The following is a 19,486-nucleotide window of genomic DNA, read 5'->3' as shown; positions in this document are numbered from 1 at the left end:
AAGGCAAGGAACGATTAAAGGGATAGCTGATTTGAGGGCGCGAATAATACAGCCTCAATGACTGCGTGGCAAGATTAATTTCTGTGCAGTGTGGAGATTGCCCGGTCAATGACACAAGACCGTCACACCCGACATCGCGCAGCGATGGTCGGGTACCCAAATTAGTGTGCGCCTAATTGTTCGGCACCAACCAATATGGCAACGCCTGATAGTGCCAGCAACGACCACCCAAGGGTACGGCGGTCGACATACTCACCAAGGATTTTTGCCACCAGCAGAGACAAGACGACACTGGTAGCAAACAGCGTCTGCACAATAGCGGCTTTGGTATAAGTAAAGGCTACCATTTGCAAATACAGCGCGGCGAAAGTACCAATAATGGTTGCACCGGCAAACATCAACCATACTTTTTGTTTTTCTGCGGCCTGCGGTAGCCAGCGTTGACGGGTCACCACCATCAGAACAACGATGATCGCCATGCCACCCCATAGTCGGTACTGGCTTGCAGTAAATGCGTCAATACCTGTGCGAGTCAGGACATCGCGACTCACAACGGCGCCGATTGCCTGACACAGTGCGGCCAGTGCCGCATACACATAGCCCGATAGCGCGAATAAGTGCATTTGCTCGCGCTTCTGGATTTTTATAATCACATCTACGGAAAACAGGACCAGGGCGACACCCAGCCACTGTTGCCAGGTCAGCCATTCGCCAATCCAGGCCATTGCTAATAGTGCGGTAGCAATCGGGGCGAGCGTTTCAGCGATTAAAATAGATTGGCTGTCACCAATTTTATTCAGGGCCTGAAAGAAAAACGTATCACCAAGGCCAATGCCAATGACACCGCTCAACAGCAACCACAGCATGTCTGTGCGGCTCAACACAACTGGCTCTGCGATAAACTGTGTGACCACCAGCAACATGCCGGCAGCGACCAGACCTTTCCAAAAATTAAGCGATAGCGGCGAGAAGCTTTTACCAAGAATACGGAACATTCGCGCAGCGACAGCCCAGCACAGGGCGGTGGTCAGGGCAGCTAGCTCTCCAATCATAACCTTCAACGTCTGTTACTCGATGGCCGCGGAGCTTATCGTCTGACAGCGTTGTTGGCCAGTGTTATAGTGCAGAAAACGGTTACACCATTAATGCCATGCAAGATTTGATTGAACGCTTCGCGCTTACCCCTCATCCGGAAGGCGGATACTATCGGCAGAACTACTGCTCAAGGCAACAACTCTCCTCTCCGGTTCATGGACAAACACGCCCTGCTCTTACGCATATTTATTTTTTACTCACTGCCGGACAGGTAAGTCGCTTTCATGAGGTTTTACATGATGAAGTTTGGAACTTTTATGCAGGTGCGCCGCTGAAGCTGATCGAATATGTCGAAGGTAAACCACGAGAAATACTATTGGGCGCACCACATCAACAATATTGTCACGTGATTGAAGCTGGGGTTTGGCAAGCTGCGGAGTCAACCGGCGACTACAGTTTAGTGGGTTGCACGGTTGCGCCCGGATTTGATTTTGCGGACTTTTCCTTTATTGAAGATGAATCTCTGAAAACAGAGATTCAAACACAGTGGCCTGACTTAAGTAGGTTTATCTGAGCCACGCATAGCTGAACTTCATGAACACAGATTGCGCGTCCTGCGTTAAATCGCTCAGCGTGTCATCAGCGAAGCCATTCTGTGCGTAGCCAACAAAGAACTTTGTGAGCGGATTCAATTTGTACGAATACAGCAGCTGCACGCCCAAATTTTCGCTGGTGCTATCGACCTCATCTAAGTAGTTGGCCTGATTACGATAAATATCTGAGTATATTAAGGTCAGACGTAGAAACTGACGCTGATCAAACTGGTAAGTTATACGAGCATCGGTCAGGTTAGCGGTGAAAACTTCTGCTTGCTCTGCATCTAGGCGACTGTATTTGTGTTTCAGTCCTAGCTGCAAGTGGCGACCAATACTCCAGTTAATCTCAGGCTCTATATAGGTCTGCTTGCCCAATCGGTTATTATCAAAATCAATTTGATCACCGCGCCGTACATGTAGCCTCAGTCGTAGCGCATTAGTTGGCCTGATATAAAAAGAGGTGTAAGCACTCTGTTCAACAAACTGGTCGGTGTTGCCATCGATATCAAGTAAGGTGTTGTTGTGTCTCAGTCCTACTCGCGTTCGTTGTCGCACGCCAGTGCCGAAATACAGCTGCAGTGGTCCGTTAATGGAGAAATTCAGCTCCTCTTCTTTCTCCAGTAGCTGGCCCTGATCGTTGTGGGTAATGTCCCAGTCGCCCCACACATTAATCCTGTTCCACCAGCTTGTCTCACTATACCAGTAATAACCACCACCTATTACACTGGTGGTGCGATCGACAGTTGACTGAAAACCTAAATCTGAACGGAAATCACCGCCGGTAGAAAAGTGTGCAGCACGGAAATTCCAATCTCGCTGACGATGGCGGTACTCGACTCGATAGGCATTGTCGCTAAAGGCGTCTTGCTGCAAGGTACGGGAGGCAGTTTCACTGAAATCCTCATCAGTAGCACATTCGTTATCACAAAACTCTTTGTACAAATCCAGAGGGTACTGCGTTTGTGAGGTGCTGAACTGGGCTCTGAGCGTATCCTGTTCAGTAATCAGGTACTTCATATCGACGGCGTTTACATAGTTATGATAATCGCTGTCAGCAGCCTGACGAAGTGTTGATACCAGACCCACAGAAAAGGCATCAGAGACATCATACCGATATCGCAGCGCCGCATTGACCGATTTTTCTTCAAGGGTAGCGACGGAGGATGAGAGGTTGCCCGGCAGAATGAAGTTTGTCTGCTGATCATTGGCGACAAATACACCAACCGTGTGATCATCGATACGCCCCGTAACTTTTGCCCCAAAGTCTGGCGCACTGATGTTGCGGGTATAAACAAGGTTGGTCCAGGAGCTAAAATAATCAGCGTTTTCGAGGAAAAATGGCCGCTGTTCTGCAAAGAACAGCGCAAAGTTGTTATTGATGCTTAACTGTGCCGAGTCCGCTTCAACTTGAGAAAAATCCGGGTTCAGGGTTGCCTGAAATGACACCTCAGGTGTTATGCCCCATTTTACGTCAATTCCTACTTCCTGATTGTTGTCATAATCCCAGTCGAAGGTGTCCAGAGGATCACGAGTTCTTTCTGCCGAAACCACCAGCGTTGGGATGATGGCCAGATTTTGCCCTTGTGTAGCATTTTCAAACCCTTCCACATCACCAAGCTGACAGAGGGTACAGGAATTGTTTCTGTCTCTGGGCAGGTTGGACAAGCGATAATTGTTGGAGCGAGGATAGAACCGCACGAACTCGGCTCCCCATACTTTATTCCTTTCCCCTTCGGCAAAGTTCAGCACATTGAGGGGAATAGCCATTTCCACAACATAACCATCATCAGTAATTTGTCCGTCTGACTGCCAGATGGCATCCCAACTGGCGCTCTCTCGCCCGGTCATCTCGTTTTCAATTGAATCAATCTGAATGCCCAGCGGGTTGACAAAAAACTGATAGGCCAGACGACTGTCATTGAAGGTGTCCAGCTTTATCCCTACCACATCATCACCCCATACCAGATCGCGATCGCGGTAGTGGGCAGCAATATTTTCCGGGTTGGCGTCAAATGCTTTAAAGCCCACATATAGAGTCGTCCCATTCTCAAATACATAGGCTTCGGTTTTCACCGGGGGGACAGCATTTTCGTCAGGATAGACCTCATAAGTGAGAGCAACACGAGTTGCCTGTTGCCACTGCGGCTCTGACAATTCACCATCAACTTCGATTGTGCCAGATTGGAACGGGATGATAATTTTATCGGCAAATAGCGCCTGAATGGGATCCAAGGGTTGCGTTTGCTCTGCACAAACTGGTAGAAAAAACAGGGCGGTCAGCAGAAAGACATACAACGACTTGAACATAGGGCAACAACAGCTTAGTAATTAATGTAGTGTGCTGACGTTGTCAAAGCGTAGGAGGTCGCCAGCGTTTTTCGCGCGCCGCAGAGTACTGTATTAGGGGCTGTCCGCCAAGAACGTTGCGACGATTGTTGGAATTACAACGGCGAATGCACCAAAGTAGTGAAAACAACGGGCGATAACACTCTCATGCACCGCGACACCCCCCAGCACATCATCACACTTGACGGCAAGATAATAACTGGCTACCAGGTTGCGTCTGGGCAAGGCAATCGATGTCCCTATCCACAGGGCAGTATCCGTCCACAATTGCCCATTTTCAAAGAAAGGGGACTTGATCTCTGCCATTGCTATCCCGGCACATTGAATATCGATATCAGTCCCTGGAGCTTTCAGCTAATCAAGCCAGATCATACCTTTCGAAACGTAAACTGGTACCAAGATATTATCGAGGATTTTTCGTTTGCTGCCTGTGGCATTTACATCGACAACAGCAGACATGATGTGTGGATTTACTACCCTCACCCCGACACCAAGCCCGATCATCAACAAGCGTCTACAACAATCGAGATACTCGCACCTTACTTACCGGCGGCACGATATGGACAGCAAGTACAACTAGAGATCGCTGAAAGCGTGATATTAGCGAACAAACTAACTTAACTACCTTGCACTGTTAACTGAATAAAAAATCCTGCGATACCGGCAGTTCATTAACAACAAAGCCAATTAGTATGATTTACTAATAAGTCACATGTACAACCAACAGCCTATTGATTCGCTTATGCATTTTACTCAATTCACCCGTTCGATTTTTGCCTTGCTTATAATTAGTCTGACGTCGTCCTTGGTCTACGCCGACCCGAAGAATGCAACACTATGGCCTGAGGTAATTTATGACGCTTCAATCCCAACGTTCAAACAAGTCCTGGGCTACGAGGTCGGCGAACGGATAACATCCCATCATGACATGTTGCGCTACTTTGACGCATTGCAGCAGGCTGCACCGGACAGAATTCAAATTAACGAGTATGCCAGAAGCTGGCAGGGACGAAGCCTTATCTATGCGGTGGTTGCTAAACCTGAAAATTTAGCTGCACTTGACGACATTACAGAAGATATTCAAGCACTTACACAGCCAGGTGAGACCAATAAACAGCAAGCTGCTGATATTGCTCGACAGCGTCCCGCATTTGTCTGGCTTCAATATGGAGTGCATGGCAATGAAATCAGTAGCACAGATGCAGCCATGTATACCGCTTACCATTTGCTTGCCGCACAGGATGACGAGATAACTAAACAGGTGTTGGCCAATACCGTAGTATTTTTAGATCCGCTACAAAACCCGGACGGCAGAGCCCGCTTCACCTCGTTTTACTACGATAACGTGGGTATCGAACATAGTCCGGATCGCTTAAGTGTCGAACACAACGAACCCTGGCCTCGGGGTCGCACCAATCATTACTTGTTTGATATGAACCGCGACTGGTTGGCCATTACCCAGCCTGAAACCAAAGGCAAAATTGCCGCGCTTAATCACTTTAAACCGCAGGTAGTGGTCGATCTTCATGAAATGTCCAGCGATCGTTCTTACTACTTTGCTCCGGCAGCCAGACCATTCAATCCGCACATGACCGACACGCAAATCGCCAACATGAATGCCATCGGACGGAATAATGGCGCGCATTTCGATCGCTTTGGCTTTGACTTTTTCACACGTGAGGTATATGACGCATTTTACCCAGGCTATGGCGATTCATGGCCGGCTTTTTATGGTGCATCCGCTTCTACTTACGAAGTGGGCTCAACTCGTGGCGAAAAGTTTCTCAAACGTAACGGAGAATTGTTTACCTATTGGGATACCGTGCAGCGCCATTTTGTTGCATCCATCTCCACGCTCGAGGGCGCAGCGGGAATGAAAGAAAAGCTGCTGAAAGATTTCTATCAATATCAGCTGGATGCAATTGAAGAAGGCAAGGATAACGATGCCAGAACCTATATCCTGCCCGGTCGGAAAAACCGTGAGGGGACCCATCGTCTGGCGACATTAATGGCTGAACACGGCGTCGATGTAAAACGTGCCAGTTCATCATTCAAGGCGTGTTCTGAAAGTTATGAAGCTGGCAGCTTTATTATCGATACTGCCCAGCCAAGAGGTCGCTATGTGACAACCACCTTTGCTGACCAGGTAGATATGGCCGCAGACTTTTTACAAGAGCAGGAAAGAAGACGAGCTCGAAATCTGGGAGACCAGATATATGATGTGACCGGTTGGTCATTGCCTATGATGTTTAATGTCGAGACCGTTGCCTGTGACAGGGCAGTCTCTGTACAAGGCGAGTTTATCGCCGCAGACCTCCCTCTTGAGGGCGAAGTGGTTAATCCGGAGGCTTCCGTAGGGTATGTTGTAGCCTGGGGTGATATGGCTGCCGGTCGTTTTTTAACCGCGGCATTGAGGGCTGGCATTACACTCAAAAGCGCGGACGAAGCTTTCACGTTGAACGAACAAAAGCGCTACCCGGCAGGCTCTCTGATCATAGAACGGCGCAGCAATGACGCCGATTTAAGTAAAACGATAGAGAAATTAGCCCAACAAACTGGTGCCTTGGTAGAAGGCGTTGATTCCTCTTGGGTAACCGAGGGACCAAGCTTTGGCAGCCCCCGATCCGTCACCATGACTGCGCCCAGAGTAGCCATAGCCTGGGGCAGCGACACCAGTTCGCTAAGCGCGGGCAACAGTCGCTTTGTGATTGAGCATCAACTTAACTACCCTACGACAGCTATGCTTATCTCGACGCTTGCAACGAGCGACTTAAGTCAATATGACGTTATCATTCTGCCAGAGGGAAGTTATAGCGGCTCGTCAGGCAGTGCATTAGCCAAGAATCTGAAAGGGTGGATGCAGCAAGGCGGCGTATTACTGACACTTGGACGTGCGAACCGATTCGCCACAGACGCGGACTTTGGGCTGCTGGATATCAAGCGTGAATATGCGTATAGAGCTGATGGTGAAAACAAAAAGGATAACGCGGACGACAAGAGTGATAGGGTGGAAGGCACCCTGTTTACCGAAAAGTCAGATTTGGTAAATGCTGCCGTTGAACCTGAGACATCGCCTGACTCTGTCTCTGGCATGCTCGCCAATGTCGAGGTTGATCAGGAGCACTGGTTAACAGCGGGGGTCTCTGAGAGATTAGTCACGCTGGCCTATGGCAACGACATTTATACCCCTATCAAGCTCGACTCTGGTAAAAACCTGGCCTGGTTTGTTGGCGCGGATGAACTTCTTGCCAGCGGTTACCTGTGGGAAGAGAACAAAAAGCAACTGGCCTACAAACCGTTACTCATTCATCAGCCTGTCGGAGAAGGAATGATTATCGCTTTTACCCAGTCCCCAACCAGCAGAGCATTTTTGGAAGGGATGAACGTGCTGCTAACTAACAGCATTTTCAGGGCTGCTGCACACGCGAAAAATTGATAATAGAGCCGGTGACAGCAGGTCATCGGCGCAACTGCCCTGGCGTATAAAACAAAAAACCCCGCCAAGAGGCGAGGTCGTGAATTTGCATCAAACCTTCCATGGTGCAGGGGGCCAGCCGCGCCATCCACGGCGCGTCGTTCACTGCTCTCGAAGTGATTACCTATCACTTCTCGTTCGCTTCGCGAACCGCAGTTCACCCCACAGGCAGAACCGCCTTGGCGTATAAAACAAAAAACCCCACCAACAGGCGAGGTTTTTCGTTTAATGGTGCCCAGAGGCGGAATCGAACCACCGACACGAGGATTTTCAATCCTCTGCTCTACCAACTGAGCTATCTGGGCGAAATCTTTTGACTAGAGGCTGCTGCCCGTCGTCGTGGGTGCGTATTAAACGGATTCTGACCATCCAAGTCAACCACTTTTCTGGTTATTTTTACTCGCAAAGGTCCGTCTGTACAAAAACACGCCATTTAGACGTATTAGACTACGCGCTGGGTGGCACATATCCTTCAATTTCTGGCTCTTTTCCTTCGAACAGAAAGGCAACCATTTGGGTTTCCAGAAATTTCCGATCATCTGCCTGCATCATGTTCAGCTTTTTTTCATTGATAAGCATGGTTTGTTTTTTCTGCCATTCAGCCCACGCTTGCTTGGAAATGTTATCGTAGATGCGTTTACCGACCTCGCCCGGATATAACTGGAAATCCAAACCGTCGGCGTCTTCCTTGAGGTACGCACAAAAGACTTTTCTACTCATGTTAACCGTCTCTTAATCTTGTTGCGGGATATCACCAATATACACTCTCAAAAGTGAATATGATGTCTTCATTCTGAAAATTCGAACAATGCTTTCACATTTCAGCAATATCGCGATGCAATCGCGCAAACTAATCTACATGCTGGTTATACCCGTAATGACACAGAATTTCGCATCACTTAAGGAGTTATATACGATGAAAACATTGCTCAGCTCGGCATTATTAATTGCCAGCGTTTCATTCGCTTCACATGCCGCCGATTATGTCATTGATACGAGCGGTGCTCACGCGTCAATTAACTTTAAGGTTCAGCATCTGGGGTATTCGTGGCTGACCGGAAGGTTTAACGATTTCGAAGGCAAGTTCTCTTTTGATGATAACAATATAGAAAATGCCACTATTTCTGTGACCATTAATACTGCAAGCCTCGATTCTAATCACACCAAACGCGATGAGCATCTGCGCAGCGACGACTTTCTGGCTACAGATAAGTTTCCACAGGCAACCTTCGTGAGTAAATCTATCGAGCAAAACGGTGATAACTTGAAGGTGACCGGCGATTTCACCCTGCGAGGTATTACCAAAGAGTTAGTGATCGACGCTGAGAAAATCGGTGAAGGTGCAGATCCATGGGGTGGATACCGTGCCGGCTTCATGGGTGAAACACAGTTCAAACTCGCTGACTATGGCATCGATTATGATCTGGGCCCCGCATCACAGACTGTTTACTTGTCTTTGCATGTTGAGGGTATCAAGCAGTAAAACAATGCTAGCGTTTAGCAGCGTGACTATTCAGATTATTAATGTCACGCTGCACATAGTTAAGGTGCCCCGCTTTCATCCACACACGGGCACCTTTATCTCCTGCGACCGCGTTAAGGGTGGCTCCAGCTGGCAAACGTAACCAGCTGTGTTTGACAAGCACATCTTTACCGTCTCTTATGCTGCCATCCAATACCAATAGTTCAACGCCCCCCGGGAATGACTGGGTGACTTCAGCCTTTTCCTCCCAGTGCTGGATAGTGACGGTCTCGCGGGTATCCTGAAACAGTGGGGTGACGGACACACCGGGTTGGTCACGATGTGGCACTTGCGGTATATAATCACTGCGAGCGCGAACCTGAACCCGATCATCAAGATCAAACTGCCAGAGTTTTACAAAAATCACACAACCATTTTCAGAGCCTGGTTTGTGCTTTGATTGAGGAGGATTACGTATATAAGAGCCTGTTGGAAAATCACCGTGCTCATCCTGAAATACACCTTCCAACACCAAGAACTCTTCTCCTCCCGTGTGTACATGGGGAGAAAACTCGCTACCGGGCGCATATCTTACGATAGTTGTTGCCCTTGCAACCTCTTCACCAATGCGATCGAGCGGACGACGATCCACCCCCGGCATAGGAGAAGCTAACCACTCCTGCGATGCACTGTGAACGACCACTCGCTTGTCAAAATCAGCATTAATTTCCATCGAACCCCTCAACTCCAGCAGCCTGACTACTGTTAAGTAGTCCGTTTCAAAGCAATTGGTTTAGTTGTGAGAGCAGCTTTTTGGTCGGTGCGGCTAATCCGACACGCTGCGGCTCGTCCAGCGAATACCACATTTCTTTTTTCTCACTGACTCGATTTTCGGGCATGTATCCCAGTATCAACACGAAAGGTGTGATATCCAGATGAAAATGACTAAAGGTATGGCGAAACGATTCCAGTTGCTGCGTTTGCCAGTCATTAACACCTATATTATGGAGCAGACGTTCGGCGTCCTGTTCTCCTTCTACTTCATTAAAAGACCACAGCCCACCCCACAGTCCACTTGCTGGTCGCTGATACATCAGCACCTGCCTCTGCCATAGAGGTATCAATAAGGTCGTTTGGCGGACGGGTAATGTCTTTTTTGGCTTTTTACCCGGATAGTCTTGCCAACGTCCTTGAGCATAAGCCAGACAATAAGATTGCAAAGGGCACTGATCGCACCGAGGTTTTGAGCGAGTACATACCATTGAACCAAGATCCATCATGGCCTGATTGTAGTCGTCACATCGCTGTTTGGGTGTTAATTGCTCTGCGACCTCCCATAACGCAGTCTCCACCTTCTTATTTCCAGGCCAGCCTTCTATTGCATAAAAGCGCGCCAACACTCTTTTTACATTGCCATCGAGAATGGCGTGATGAGCCTTGTTAGCCAGGCTTAATATCGCTCCAGCTGTAGAACGTCCCACACCGGGCAGGGCAACCACATCGTTAAACGTAGTGGGAAATTGTCCGTTATGCTGATCGCGGATCGTGATAGCCGCTTTATGCAGATTGCGAGCTCTGGCGTAATATCCCAGGCCAGTCCAGTGATGAAGCACATCATCAAGTGGTGCATTCGCTAACGTGTTGACATCGGGAAAACGCTGCATAAATCGTTCAAAATAGGGGATGACAGTGGTCACCTGAGTTTGCTGCAACATGATTTCCGACACCCACACTTTGTAGGCCGTTTTTTGTTGTTGCCACGGCAGGTGTTTACGCCCATTGGTATCAAACCAGGTCAACACATTGTTGGCGAAATCAAAACCTTTTGTCATGCTTATTGGTGTTCCGGCTTTACTTGAACTACGGCCGTAGATCATACTCAATTGCGTCATCAAAAGGTCAAACTGAAAACCCTAATGTCTAATTTCTTTTCGCAACCCGTGGTATTCATGCCTGGCACACAGTGCGATGAGCGAGTTTGGCTGCCGCTTTGGCAGTACGGTAGTTTTGAGTTGAGAGAATACGTTCCGCTGCAATGGGCTAATTCGCTGGACGACATGTTAAGCCTTTGTGATGACAGAGTTTCCCGTCATTCGCAGCCTGTGCATCTCCTGGGTTACTCAATGGGCGGATACATTGCAGCAGAGTATCTTCGCCACGCGCCTGCGCGAGCCATTGCATCTGTGACTATGATTGGTTACGCACCACAGGGCCTGAGTAAGACTGAGTGTGAGCAGCGGGAAATGCTGCTAGACGTAATAAAAAAAGGCCAGTACCCGGGCATGACGACGCGCAGACTTAAGAACTTTGTACATGACAGTCGACGCAACGACGATAATGTCGCAGGTGTGGTAACGGCGATGGATGTCGACCTGGGGAGTAATGTTCTGCAGTGTCATTTACAGGCCACCAGTCATCGGCCGGATATGACGGCGGTTTTAACGCGAGCTGCGAATAAAGGGCTTAAAATTCATTTTATTGGAGCCGAGGACGACCTCATTGCTCCACCTAAAAAATTGCAACAGGCTGCCAGTCTGATACCAAACAGCAGTTGCAAAATATTTACTGATTCGGCACACATGTTACCCCTTGAGCAACCTCGGGCGCTATGTGACTACCTGCATTCACTGATGGGTGGGTAAGTTGCATTTATCCGTTCAGGCGGCATAATGCGCGCCACTTTCATTCGCATCTAGCGACAGGAGAACATCTGGTGGGCCAATTTAAAAATCAACAGGAAGCCGAAGCGGCGGGTGTCTATGTTCGCAAAGTACAAAGCTTTGTAAAACGTGAAGGCAGACTGACCAAGGGTCAGGCCCGTGCACTTGAAAAAAATTGGCCTGTCATGGGTCTGGACTACGATGGGCAGACGTTTGATCTTGAAAAAGTCTTTTCCCGCCGCGCCCCCGTCGTCCTCGAGATTGGCTTTGGTATGGGCAAATCATTGGTCCAGATGGCCAGTGCCGAACCTGATAAAGATTTTATCGGTATCGAAGTGCATCGCCCGGGCGTAGGTGCCTGTCTGGCAGATGCTGAAGAAGCCGGATTGACCAACTTGCGAGTGATGGAGCACGATGCCGTTGAGGTATTAAAAAACTGTATTCCTGCCAATAGCCTTCACCGCTTGCAGCTGTATTTCCCAGACCCATGGCATAAAAAGCGCCACCACAAACGTCGTATTGTTCAACCCGATTTTATTAACGTAGTGCGGGGCGCACTGAGTGTGGGCGGACAATTGCACATGGCAACGGATTGGGAGCCGTACGCTGAGCATATGCTGGAAGTGATGCAGCAATGCGACGGCTGGCAGAACCTGTCGCCAACCGGTGATTACATTGAACGTCCCGAATTTCGTCCGTTAACCAAATTTGAACAACGCGGACAGCGGTTGGGTCACGGTGTCTGGGATATGCTGTTCGAGCGGGTTGCCTGATGTTAAGTTTGCCTAGTCAACTATTGTTGCGTAATCAGGATATATTTACAGAGGGGCACTGGCTGCTCGTCAATCCTACCGAAGCTTATATTTTTAATGATTTGGGTCGCACGCAAACCAATGGGTCGCTGGCAGGCTTTCATCAGTTTTATGATGTTTACGAGCAGTGTTCGCAATTTGCCAATCAATATTTTGGCGCGCAGGTAAACGAGCTTAAAGCATGCCGGGGCGCGGTGGTTTACTTGCCAAAATCCAAGGCTCACTTAGCGATGTTACTGCATAATCTCGCTTTCGCATTGCCGGAAGGTGCGACAATTATGCTGGTAGGCGCTAACAACGCGGGAATTAAAAGCGCAGGAAAGTTACTTAGCACCTACGGTAGCCGAGTACAAAAAGTCGATGCTGCCAAGCATTGTGGCCTATATGCAGTCACTGTTGAGCAACAAGTGAAAACTTTTGCGATAGAGGACTATGTCAGTTGGCGTGACTATAAAGTGGGGTTGCACAGCTGTCGTATTGCATCATTGCCGGGCGTGTTTAGTCACCGTGAACTGGACCCGGGTACACAGTTGCTCCTGGAAAACCTCACCGAGGTGCCCGACGGACGGATACTCGATTTTGCCTGCGGAGCTGGCGTCATCGGCTGTTTTGCCGCGCAGCAAAATCCATCTATCAATGTGGTGATGACAGACTTCAATGCACTAGCGCTTTACTGCGCCAGACAAAGTTGTAGTCAAAACCACGTCGACGCCGAGATCCTACCCTCTGATGGCTTAAAAAATATTACAGGAAAATTTTCAGCCATCTACACCAATCCACCGTTTCACGGCTCAGGTACCCAAACCGATTATGCCGTTACAGAATGCTTTATTCGGGACATTGCAGCACATATGCAGCCATCAGCATCGTTAACCTTGGTGGCTAATCGCTTTTTAAAATATCCTGACGCCCTGCAAAACCAGTTTGGTAAATTTTCCCTATTGGCGCAGACCGGCAAATTTTCTGTATACCATTGTGTAAAACATTGATCCAAATCTAGGCCTTAAAAAAGGCTGATTTGCTAGGCTTAGAAGACATACACCAGCCTGAAGATTCGTTCTATGTCACGCACTTTGGCCATGATCCTCGCAGGAGGTGCCGGCACTCGCCTGTATCCCTTAACGCAGTCCCGTAGCAAGCCTGCTGTGCCCTTTGCAGGAAGTCTGCGGCTGATAGACTTTGTACTGAATAATTTTGTTAACTCAGATTTTTTAAAGATCTACGTGTTAACACAGTTCAAGTCACAGTCACTCAATATCCATCTAAGACAGGCCTGGTATCTATCTGGATTGACTGGCAACTTCATTGATGCCATCCCGGCGCAAATGCGCATGGGCAAACGCTGGTATGAGGGTACTGCCGATGCAATTTATCAGAATATAAGATTAATCAGCATGCATGAGCCGGATAATGTCTGTGTATTTGGTAGCGATCACATATACAAAATGGACGTTCGACAGATGGTCCGATATCACGAAAAGTCCAATGCCGATCTGACCGTGTGTGCCACCCGGGTGCCTCTTGAGGACGCCAGGCGATTTGGCGTGATAGCCGTGGACGAAAATTATCAGATGATCGGTTTTGAAGAGAAGCCAGAAAACCCCACTCCGCTTCCTGATCATCCTGATATGGCCCTGGTGTCCATGGGAAACTACGTATTTAACGCTGAGTTCCTTTATCAGACATTGGACAACGACTCTCATCAGCTTGAATCGAAACACGACTTTGGTGCCGATATCATTCCAACCGTGTTTAAAACCCACAATGTCAGGGTGTATGATTTTCATCGTAACCAGATACCAGATGAAAATGAGTGTTTTTACTGGCGTGATGTCGGCACCCTGTCTGCGTTCTGGCAGGCTCACATGGACCTACTTGCTCACGACCCTCAATTCAATCTGTACAACAGAAAATGGCCGTTGCGCAGCTATCATCCGCCAGTCCCCTCAGCCAAAATTATGGCGGACAAAGCTGGTGTCGACAGCAGTGTACACAATGCCATTATCTCATCCGGCTGTGAGGTCGAAGGTGCAAAAGTGGAAAACTGCGTACTGGGCTACAACGTATTTGTGGGTGCCGGTTCATCACTAAAGCAAACCATATTCCTTGGCAAAGCAACGGTAGGCGAAGGTTGTCAGTTATATAAAGTGATTGCAGATAAGGGCGTAAGCATTGCACCCTGCACGCAAATAGGGTTAGATCTCGAGCTTGATAAATCCAGAGGATTAACGGTAACCGATGACGGTATCGTCGTTATTTCAAAAGGTATGAAGGTTGGGTATTGAATGAAAATTCTGTTCGTTGTGTCCGAGGTCGAAGATCTGGCCAAAACAGGTGGTTTGGCCGATGTCGCCAAAGCACTGCCTCTGGCACTAAAGGCGATGGGACACGATGTACGCATTGTAAAGCCATACTACAAAAGCGTCGCAGAGCAATATCAGCTGCAGGATGCATGTCCTCGCCAGACGCTTTACGCCTTTGATCGCCCTTACGAATTTGGCATAAAAGAATTAGATTTTCAGGGCGTGCCCGTTTATTGCGTCGATTATCCTGAATACTTTCACCGTCAGGGGCTTTATTCCGATGGGTATCATGCCTACAGCGACAACGCTGAGCGCTTTGCATTTTTCGCCAGTGCTGCCCTGCAGGTTGGCAAAGCTATGCATTTTCAGCCCGATATCATTCATTGCAATGACTGGCACACGGCATTAACGCCTTATTTCGCGCGCACTGACAGCTCAGGTTTTTATGCCAACAGTCGTGTGCTGCTGACCATCCACAATGGCGCCTATCAGGGAACGCATCGCTTTGAGGACATTCCTTACCTCCTTCCACATCAGGAACTTCGACGTCAACTGGATGGCGATGCACTTAACTTTCTGCGTATTGGCATTCGCTATGCGCACAAAATCAATGCCGTTAGTCCAAACTACGGCCAGGAACTGCTAACCCCTCTGGGTTCGCACAACTTGTATGATGAATTTCACCGACGTCGCCATGATGTCAGCGGCATTCTCAACGGCTGTGATTACACACAGTGGGATCCACATACCGATAAATACTTGCCGCAAAATTACACTGCCGAAGAATTCGAAGGCAAACAGGTGTGTAAAGCTGCACTACAAAAAGAATTTAATCTGCAAACCACAGCAGACATTCCAATTGTGGGTATGGTGTGTCGTTTAACTGAGCAAAAAGGCTTTGGCTACTTACTGCCAATCATCGGTCATTTGCTTGAGCACAACGTGCAATTGATCATTATCGGCACTGGCGACCCGTCGGTCAGTGACGTGCTTGAATCTCACGCCAAGCAGCATCCGGAAAAGTGCGTGTTTCGCAACGATTTCAGCGTCAGGCTGGCACATTTGGTCGAAGCCGGCAGTGACTTTTTTCTGATGCCATCCTTGTTCGAGCCCTGCGGGTTGAATCAAATGTACAGTCTGGCATACGGCACGTTACCTATTGTCAGAGCTGTTGGAGGATTGAAGGACACCGTTGCTGACCTGCATGATGATCCCGAGCAGGCTACCGGTTTTGTGTTTGAGCGCCCCGATGCCAGCGCATTACTGAATTGTCTGAGACGCGCTTTGTTGTTTTACCATGAATATCCACAGCGCTTCGAACGCATGCAGCGCCATGCCATGAGTTCACGATTTACCTGGCAGGATGCAGCACTCAATTATGAGAACCTTTACAACCAGATGAGTGCATAATGCAGTATAAAAGACCACTCATTAGCGTGTTGCTGGCGCTCATTGCCAGCAACGTTAGTTATGCACAGGAAATTGGCGACAATTGCCTGCAAGACCCCAATCGAACGCAAGCCTGCCCTCATACAATTATTAAACGCTCACCGGTAGATGTGCCGGTTATGAATGTGACAATGAATAGCCCGATATGCATCTGTCTGGCCGACTTTGCATTTTTAAATGAACCAGTGACAAATGATGTGCAGCGAATTGCCCGACAGACCAGGTTGCGAAAGCTCACGGCTGAGTTAGGTGTTGACCAGGCAACACTAGAGCGGCTCATTAGTTATCGTTAAGTTTGCACTCTGTCCTGAAATGCTCCTAGATGCGCTGCGCCTGCTAAGTCAAACATGACAGGTAGCAGAGTCAACTCCCCTTCCTGCACCCAAAAATAGGCGTTTTGCTCCAGCTCCTGACAAAGTAACGCTGCCATTACCTTATCGGTGCGTACCGCAAGACTCGCTTCGCTGTAGCTGAAATCAGGATTTCCCGCAAGGATATGACGGTATTTTATACCCTCTTCCGACAAACGATGCATTAACACCGACTGTCGAGTCTTATTGATTGAAGCAGGCGTGACGCGACTACGCGGATTCCAGGCCGTAATGATGGCAAAACGGGTCCACAATGGCTCTGCTTCAAGCCATTGAAAACGGGTAGTTTTGTAAGCATTCCAGAGCTTTTGACTATGCCTTTGCATCTTCAACTAACCTGTCGACCACCGCAGATTTTTCCGGTAGAACCGCTATTTACTTGAAAAAGTTTCATTTTCGCCAAGTTTATATCAATATTACATTTTAGTATTGCACGTTACGCAGTCACGGAATCGATATTGGATACGCGCCAATCGCTGTCAATCAAGCAACTTTTTGTCTGGGTCACCATGGCAATAACGTCGCTCGCGTTGCTTTTGACATCAGGCCTGTCACTGTTTAATCAGATCGATAACACCGAGCAATTATTAAAATCTGACGTCATCACCGCGTCACAAATTATTGGTATCGCCTACGCAGAACAGATGCAAAGTGGCGATGTGATTGAATTATCCAACTATCAAAACCTGCCCGGCAGTATTCCGGTCAAAATAATACACCTGTACGACGCTGCGCTTCAGCCCGTCGCACAATTCACTAATCTTAGTCGTTCTCCGGTTGGGGATATGTCAGAGCGCAAGGAAGAGTTGGAAAACCCGGTCATTACCGACACCTACATTGAAGTCATGACCCCGGTGTTAATAGAAAGGGATATTGTCGGATACAGCTATGTCAGGGCGTCCACTGAGCAACTTGAAGCCTTGATAAGCGACGCCATCATCATTGCAGTGGTCGTGTTGCTGTTGATGCTGGTGCTGTGTTTTTTGCTGGTTATGCGATTACAGGAGCGAGTAACCCGGCCGATTGAAAACCTCGTCAATTTATCCCAACGGGTAGCCAAACAAAAAGACTATTCCGCTCGTGCCGTACCGACCGGCATCACTGAGCTGAACAAGCTGGCAGATGGCATCAACGTCATGCTCGAGCGTATGCAGGATTACATGCTAGGTCAGGAGCAGGCAGAAGAAGAACACCGTAAGCTGAACGCCAGCCTGGAAGAAAAAGTCAATCAACGCACGCTAGCACTGAAAGAGGCCAATCAGGAACTTATTCAAACACTGGAAAAGTTACATCAGTTTCAGCGTCAGATGGTACAAAATGAGAAGATGGCCTCGCTTGGTGACATGGTGGCGGGCGTTGCACACGAAGTTAATACGCCGATTGGGTTGGGCGTAACGGCCTCGACAATGATGCTGGACAGGCTTAAAAGCCTCGACCAGGAATTCCAGAATAAGTCATTAAAAGCCAGTACTCTGTCTAAATTTATTAATGAAGGGCAGGAAAATCTCAACATCATTTACCGTAACCTGAATCGTGCTGCGGAACTGATCTCCAGCTTTAAGCAGGTTGCAGTTGACCAGTCCAGTGAAGGTAACCGAACCTTCTCATTTGCCAAACTGATGGATGAGATCCTGTTATCGTTGCGCCCTCGCCTCAAGAAAGTGCAACATGACGTCAATGTGCACTGTGATGAAAACCTGTTCATCGAGACAAAAGCCGGGCCCATCAATCAAATCATGATTAATCTGATCATGAACTCAGTGATCCATGGTTTTGAAAATATTGAACATGGTCAGATTGATATTTATGTCGAGATGATCGGCGATAACAAATTAAATATCGTGTACAAAGATAACGGTGTGGGCATCCCTGAACACTTACGTAAACGTATTTTTGACCCGTTCGTTACGACAAAACGCGGGCAGGGCGGTAGCGGCCTGGGCATGCATCTGGTATACAATCTCGTCACGCAAGCATTGAATGGCTCTATCTCGATTACCAGCGAGGAAGGCGCAGGTGTCGAATTTCAAATAATTTTCCCTGTACGCAGGGTAGCGCCCGATCTGGTTGCTAAAAGCTCATGACGGGGTCGACTAACCTGGCAAAACTGTAATAAAATTACAGAAATTGTTTGCATAACGACCATATCACTGTGTGCAGACAGAAAAAGACTAGCGTGTTCAGTTATACTGAATAAATTGAAAAGTATTAAAAACGTAATGGTAAAAGAATCATGCAGACGCCAAATATCCTGATAGTCGAAGACGAGGTCGTCACTCGCACCACACTCAAAAGTCTTTTTGAAGCGGAAGGCTACAATGTTTTCGAGGCGGAAAACGGCGAGCAGATGCATGACTTTTTCGAAAATCACACGATTAATCTTGTCCTCATGGACATTAATTTGCCCGGAAAAAATGGGCTGATTCTGGCACGCGAAGTGCGAGATAGAAAAAATGTTGGATTGATCTTCCTGACCGGTCGCGACAACGACGTGGACCGTATTTTAGGCCTGGAAATCGGCGCCGACGATTACCTGACTAAACCGTTTAATCCGCGAGAACTGACCATCCGCGCCAGAAATCTGCTGTCACGCACCAGCAATGCCAGCGAGGATGATGATTTGCCAAGTCGCGTCAGTTTTAACGGTTGGACCCTTGACGGTGACAGCAGAAGCCTAATTTCTCCGTCAGGCAAAGAGTTTAGACTGCCGCGCAGCGAGTTCCGTGCATTGCACCTGTTTTTGAGCAACCCCGGCAAGATCCTGACTCGCGAGCAGCTGATCATGGAAATGACCGGTAGAGAGCTGCGTCCTAACGACCGCACTGTGGATGTCACTATCCGTCGCATTCGCAAGCACTTTGAGTCTGAGCCAAGTGATGAAGAGTTGATTGTGACTATCCACGGCGAGGGCTATCGTTTTTGTGGCAGCGTAGACGTTTAGTGATAGCGCTACCTTTATGAAGTATTAAAAACGCAG

General features: G+C 48.3%; 18 protein-coding genes and 1 tRNA gene. 12 read left to right on the top strand and 7 right to left on the bottom strand.

Features of this window, described 5'->3' with window-relative positions; all coding sequences use genetic code 11:
• Positions 1-161 precede the first annotated feature (161 nt).
• Positions 162-1,052: a DMT family transporter gene (locus G441_RS0112505; RefSeq protein ID WP_240485137.1), complete on the bottom strand. Its 891-nt coding sequence runs from the start codon at positions 1,050-1,052 to the stop codon at positions 162-164.
• Between the two features lie 98 nt (positions 1,053-1,150).
• Here G441_RS0112505 and G441_RS0112500 point away from each other — a divergent pair, with 98 nt between their 5' ends.
• Positions 1,151-1,609, top strand: coding sequence for a cupin domain-containing protein (locus tag G441_RS0112500; RefSeq protein ID WP_026376666.1), 459 nt, complete (start codon positions 1,151-1,153; stop codon positions 1,607-1,609).
• Here G441_RS0112500 and G441_RS0112495 read toward each other — a convergent pair.
• Positions 1,602-3,938, bottom strand: coding sequence for a carbohydrate binding family 9 domain-containing protein (locus G441_RS0112495; protein ID WP_026376665.1), 2,337 nt, complete (start codon positions 3,936-3,938; stop codon positions 1,602-1,604). The two genes, G441_RS0112500 and G441_RS0112495, sit on opposite strands and share 8 nt — an antisense overlap.
• 186 nt (positions 3,939-4,124) lie before the next feature.
• Between G441_RS0112495 and G441_RS0112490 the strand changes: the two genes are divergently transcribed.
• Positions 4,125-4,598: a hypothetical protein gene (locus tag G441_RS0112490; RefSeq protein ID WP_026376664.1), complete on the top strand. Its 474-nt coding sequence runs from the start codon at positions 4,125-4,127 to the stop codon at positions 4,596-4,598.
• A 121-nt stretch (positions 4,599-4,719) separates the two neighbouring features.
• Entirely contained in the window at positions 4,720-7,413 is a 2,694-nt protein-coding gene (locus tag G441_RS0112485; protein WP_026376663.1) for a M14 family zinc carboxypeptidase, read from the top strand.
• Between the two features lie 268 nt (positions 7,414-7,681).
• Here G441_RS0112485 and G441_RS0112480 read toward each other — a convergent pair.
• Together G441_RS0112480 and G441_RS0112475 are read right to left on the bottom strand one after the other, a co-directional pair.
• A tRNA-Phe gene (locus G441_RS0112480) sits at positions 7,682-7,757 on the bottom strand.
• A gap of 142 nt (positions 7,758-7,899) precedes the next feature.
• Positions 7,900-8,172 carry an oxidative damage protection protein gene (locus tag G441_RS0112475; RefSeq protein WP_026376662.1) on the bottom strand — a complete coding sequence of 91 codons (273 nt, stop codon included), beginning with the start codon at positions 8,170-8,172 and terminating at the stop codon, positions 7,900-7,902.
• A 196-nt stretch (positions 8,173-8,368) separates the two neighbouring features.
• Between G441_RS0112475 and G441_RS0112470 the strand changes: the two genes are divergently transcribed.
• The gene (locus G441_RS0112470) at positions 8,369-8,935 is read left to right on the top strand and encodes a YceI family protein (protein ID WP_026376661.1); all 567 of its coding nucleotides are present in this window, start codon (positions 8,369-8,371) and stop codon (positions 8,933-8,935) included.
• Positions 8,936-8,942: 7 nt separating this feature from the next.
• On the opposite strand, the gene G441_RS0112465 is transcribed toward G441_RS0112470, so the two are convergent.
• Both G441_RS0112465 and mutY read right to left on the bottom strand, forming a co-directional pair.
• Positions 8,943-9,647, bottom strand: a complete 705-nt coding sequence (locus G441_RS0112465) for a cupin domain-containing protein (protein WP_026376660.1) — start codon at positions 9,645-9,647, stop codon at positions 8,943-8,945.
• A gap of 46 nt (positions 9,648-9,693) precedes the next feature.
• Entirely contained in the window at positions 9,694-10,746 is a 1,053-nt protein-coding gene (gene mutY / locus G441_RS0112460; RefSeq protein ID WP_026376659.1) for an A/G-specific adenine glycosylase, read from the bottom strand.
• 84 nt (positions 10,747-10,830) lie between these two features.
• On the opposite strand from mutY, the gene G441_RS0112455 reads away from it, so the two are divergent.
• From G441_RS0112455 to G441_RS0112430, 6 genes are all read left to right on the top strand, one after another.
• Positions 10,831-11,556 carry an alpha/beta fold hydrolase gene (locus G441_RS0112455; RefSeq protein ID WP_026376658.1) on the top strand — a complete coding sequence of 242 codons (726 nt, stop codon included), beginning with the start codon at positions 10,831-10,833 and terminating at the stop codon, positions 11,554-11,556.
• Between the two features lie 71 nt (positions 11,557-11,627).
• Positions 11,628-12,347: a tRNA (guanosine(46)-N7)-methyltransferase TrmB gene (gene trmB, locus G441_RS0112450; protein WP_026376657.1), complete on the top strand. Its 720-nt coding sequence runs from the start codon at positions 11,628-11,630 to the stop codon at positions 12,345-12,347.
• Positions 12,347-13,375, top strand: coding sequence for a methyltransferase (locus G441_RS0112445; protein WP_026376656.1), 1,029 nt, complete (start codon positions 12,347-12,349; stop codon positions 13,373-13,375). Before trmB ends, G441_RS0112445 begins: the two co-directional genes overlap by 1 nt.
• A 72-nt stretch (positions 13,376-13,447) precedes the next feature.
• Entirely contained in the window at positions 13,448-14,671 is a 1,224-nt protein-coding gene (gene glgC / locus G441_RS0112440) for a glucose-1-phosphate adenylyltransferase (protein ID WP_026376655.1), read from the top strand.
• Entirely contained in the window at positions 14,672-16,099 is a 1,428-nt protein-coding gene (gene glgA, locus G441_RS0112435) for a glycogen synthase GlgA (protein ID WP_026376654.1), read from the top strand.
• Entirely contained in the window at positions 16,099-16,431 is a 333-nt protein-coding gene (locus G441_RS0112430) for a hypothetical protein (protein ID WP_026376653.1), read from the top strand. The genes glgA and G441_RS0112430 overlap by 1 nt, the downstream gene beginning before the upstream one ends.
• Here the strand turns inward: G441_RS0112430 and G441_RS19340 are convergent.
• Positions 16,428-16,835, bottom strand: a complete 408-nt coding sequence (locus G441_RS19340) for a DUF3293 domain-containing protein (RefSeq protein WP_051275577.1) — start codon at positions 16,833-16,835, stop codon at positions 16,428-16,430. The genes G441_RS0112430 and G441_RS19340 overlap by 4 nt on opposite strands.
• A 183-nt stretch (positions 16,836-17,018) precedes the next feature.
• Between G441_RS19340 and G441_RS0112420 the strand changes: the two genes are divergently transcribed.
• Together G441_RS0112420 and arcA are read left to right on the top strand one after the other, a co-directional pair.
• The gene (locus G441_RS0112420; RefSeq protein ID WP_051275590.1) at positions 17,019-18,593 is read left to right on the top strand and encodes a sensor histidine kinase; all 1,575 of its coding nucleotides are present in this window, start codon (positions 17,019-17,021) and stop codon (positions 18,591-18,593) included.
• Positions 18,594-18,742: 149 nt separating this feature from the next.
• On the top strand, positions 18,743-19,450 hold the full coding sequence (gene arcA / locus G441_RS0112415) for a two-component system response regulator ArcA (RefSeq protein WP_026376651.1): 708 nt from the start codon (positions 18,743-18,745) through the stop codon (positions 19,448-19,450).
• Positions 19,451-19,486 lie beyond the last annotated feature (36 nt).

This window comes from Aestuariibacter salexigens DSM 15300 (genome assembly GCF_000429145.1).
Classification (GTDB): domain Bacteria; phylum Pseudomonadota; class Gammaproteobacteria; order Enterobacterales; family Alteromonadaceae; genus Aestuariibacter; species Aestuariibacter salexigens.
The sequence above is the reverse complement of the archived record's forward strand: the minus strand, read 5'-3'. Positions and strand labels throughout refer to the sequence as shown.

Excerpts from the sequence above, each read along its gene's own strand:
- G441_RS0112505 (WP_240485137.1), bottom strand. The coding sequence starts at position 1,052 with ATGATTGGAGAGCTAGCTGCCCTGACCACCGCCCTGTGCTGGGCTGTC.
- G441_RS0112500 (WP_026376666.1), top strand. The coding sequence starts at position 1,151 with ATGCAAGATTTGATTGAACGCTTCGCGCTTACCCCTCATCCGGAAGGC.
- G441_RS0112495 (WP_026376665.1), bottom strand. The coding sequence starts at position 3,938 with ATGTTCAAGTCGTTGTATGTCTTTCTGCTGACCGCCCTGTTTTTTCTA.
- G441_RS0112490 (WP_026376664.1), top strand. The coding sequence starts at position 4,125 with ATGCACCGCGACACCCCCCAGCACATCATCACACTTGACGGCAAGATA.
- G441_RS0112485 (WP_026376663.1), top strand. The coding sequence starts at position 4,720 with ATGCATTTTACTCAATTCACCCGTTCGATTTTTGCCTTGCTTATAATT.
- G441_RS0112475 (WP_026376662.1), bottom strand. The coding sequence starts at position 8,172 with ATGAGTAGAAAAGTCTTTTGTGCGTACCTCAAGGAAGACGCCGACGGT.
- G441_RS0112470 (WP_026376661.1), top strand. The coding sequence starts at position 8,369 with ATGAAAACATTGCTCAGCTCGGCATTATTAATTGCCAGCGTTTCATTC.
- G441_RS0112465 (WP_026376660.1), bottom strand. The coding sequence starts at position 9,647 with ATGGAAATTAATGCTGATTTTGACAAGCGAGTGGTCGTTCACAGTGCA.
- mutY (WP_026376659.1), bottom strand. The coding sequence starts at position 10,746 with ATGACAAAAGGTTTTGATTTCGCCAACAATGTGTTGACCTGGTTTGAT.
- G441_RS0112455 (WP_026376658.1), top strand. The coding sequence starts at position 10,831 with ATGTCTAATTTCTTTTCGCAACCCGTGGTATTCATGCCTGGCACACAG.
- G441_RS0112445 (WP_026376656.1), top strand. The coding sequence starts at position 12,347 with ATGTTAAGTTTGCCTAGTCAACTATTGTTGCGTAATCAGGATATATTT.
- glgC (WP_026376655.1), top strand. The coding sequence starts at position 13,448 with ATGTCACGCACTTTGGCCATGATCCTCGCAGGAGGTGCCGGCACTCGC.
- glgA (WP_026376654.1), top strand. The coding sequence starts at position 14,672 with ATGAAAATTCTGTTCGTTGTGTCCGAGGTCGAAGATCTGGCCAAAACA.
- G441_RS0112430 (WP_026376653.1), top strand. The coding sequence starts at position 16,099 with ATGCAGTATAAAAGACCACTCATTAGCGTGTTGCTGGCGCTCATTGCC.
- G441_RS19340 (WP_051275577.1), bottom strand. The coding sequence starts at position 16,835 with ATGCAAAGGCATAGTCAAAAGCTCTGGAATGCTTACAAAACTACCCGT.
- G441_RS0112420 (WP_051275590.1), top strand. The coding sequence starts at position 17,019 with ATGGCAATAACGTCGCTCGCGTTGCTTTTGACATCAGGCCTGTCACTG.
- arcA (WP_026376651.1), top strand. The coding sequence starts at position 18,743 with ATGCAGACGCCAAATATCCTGATAGTCGAAGACGAGGTCGTCACTCGC.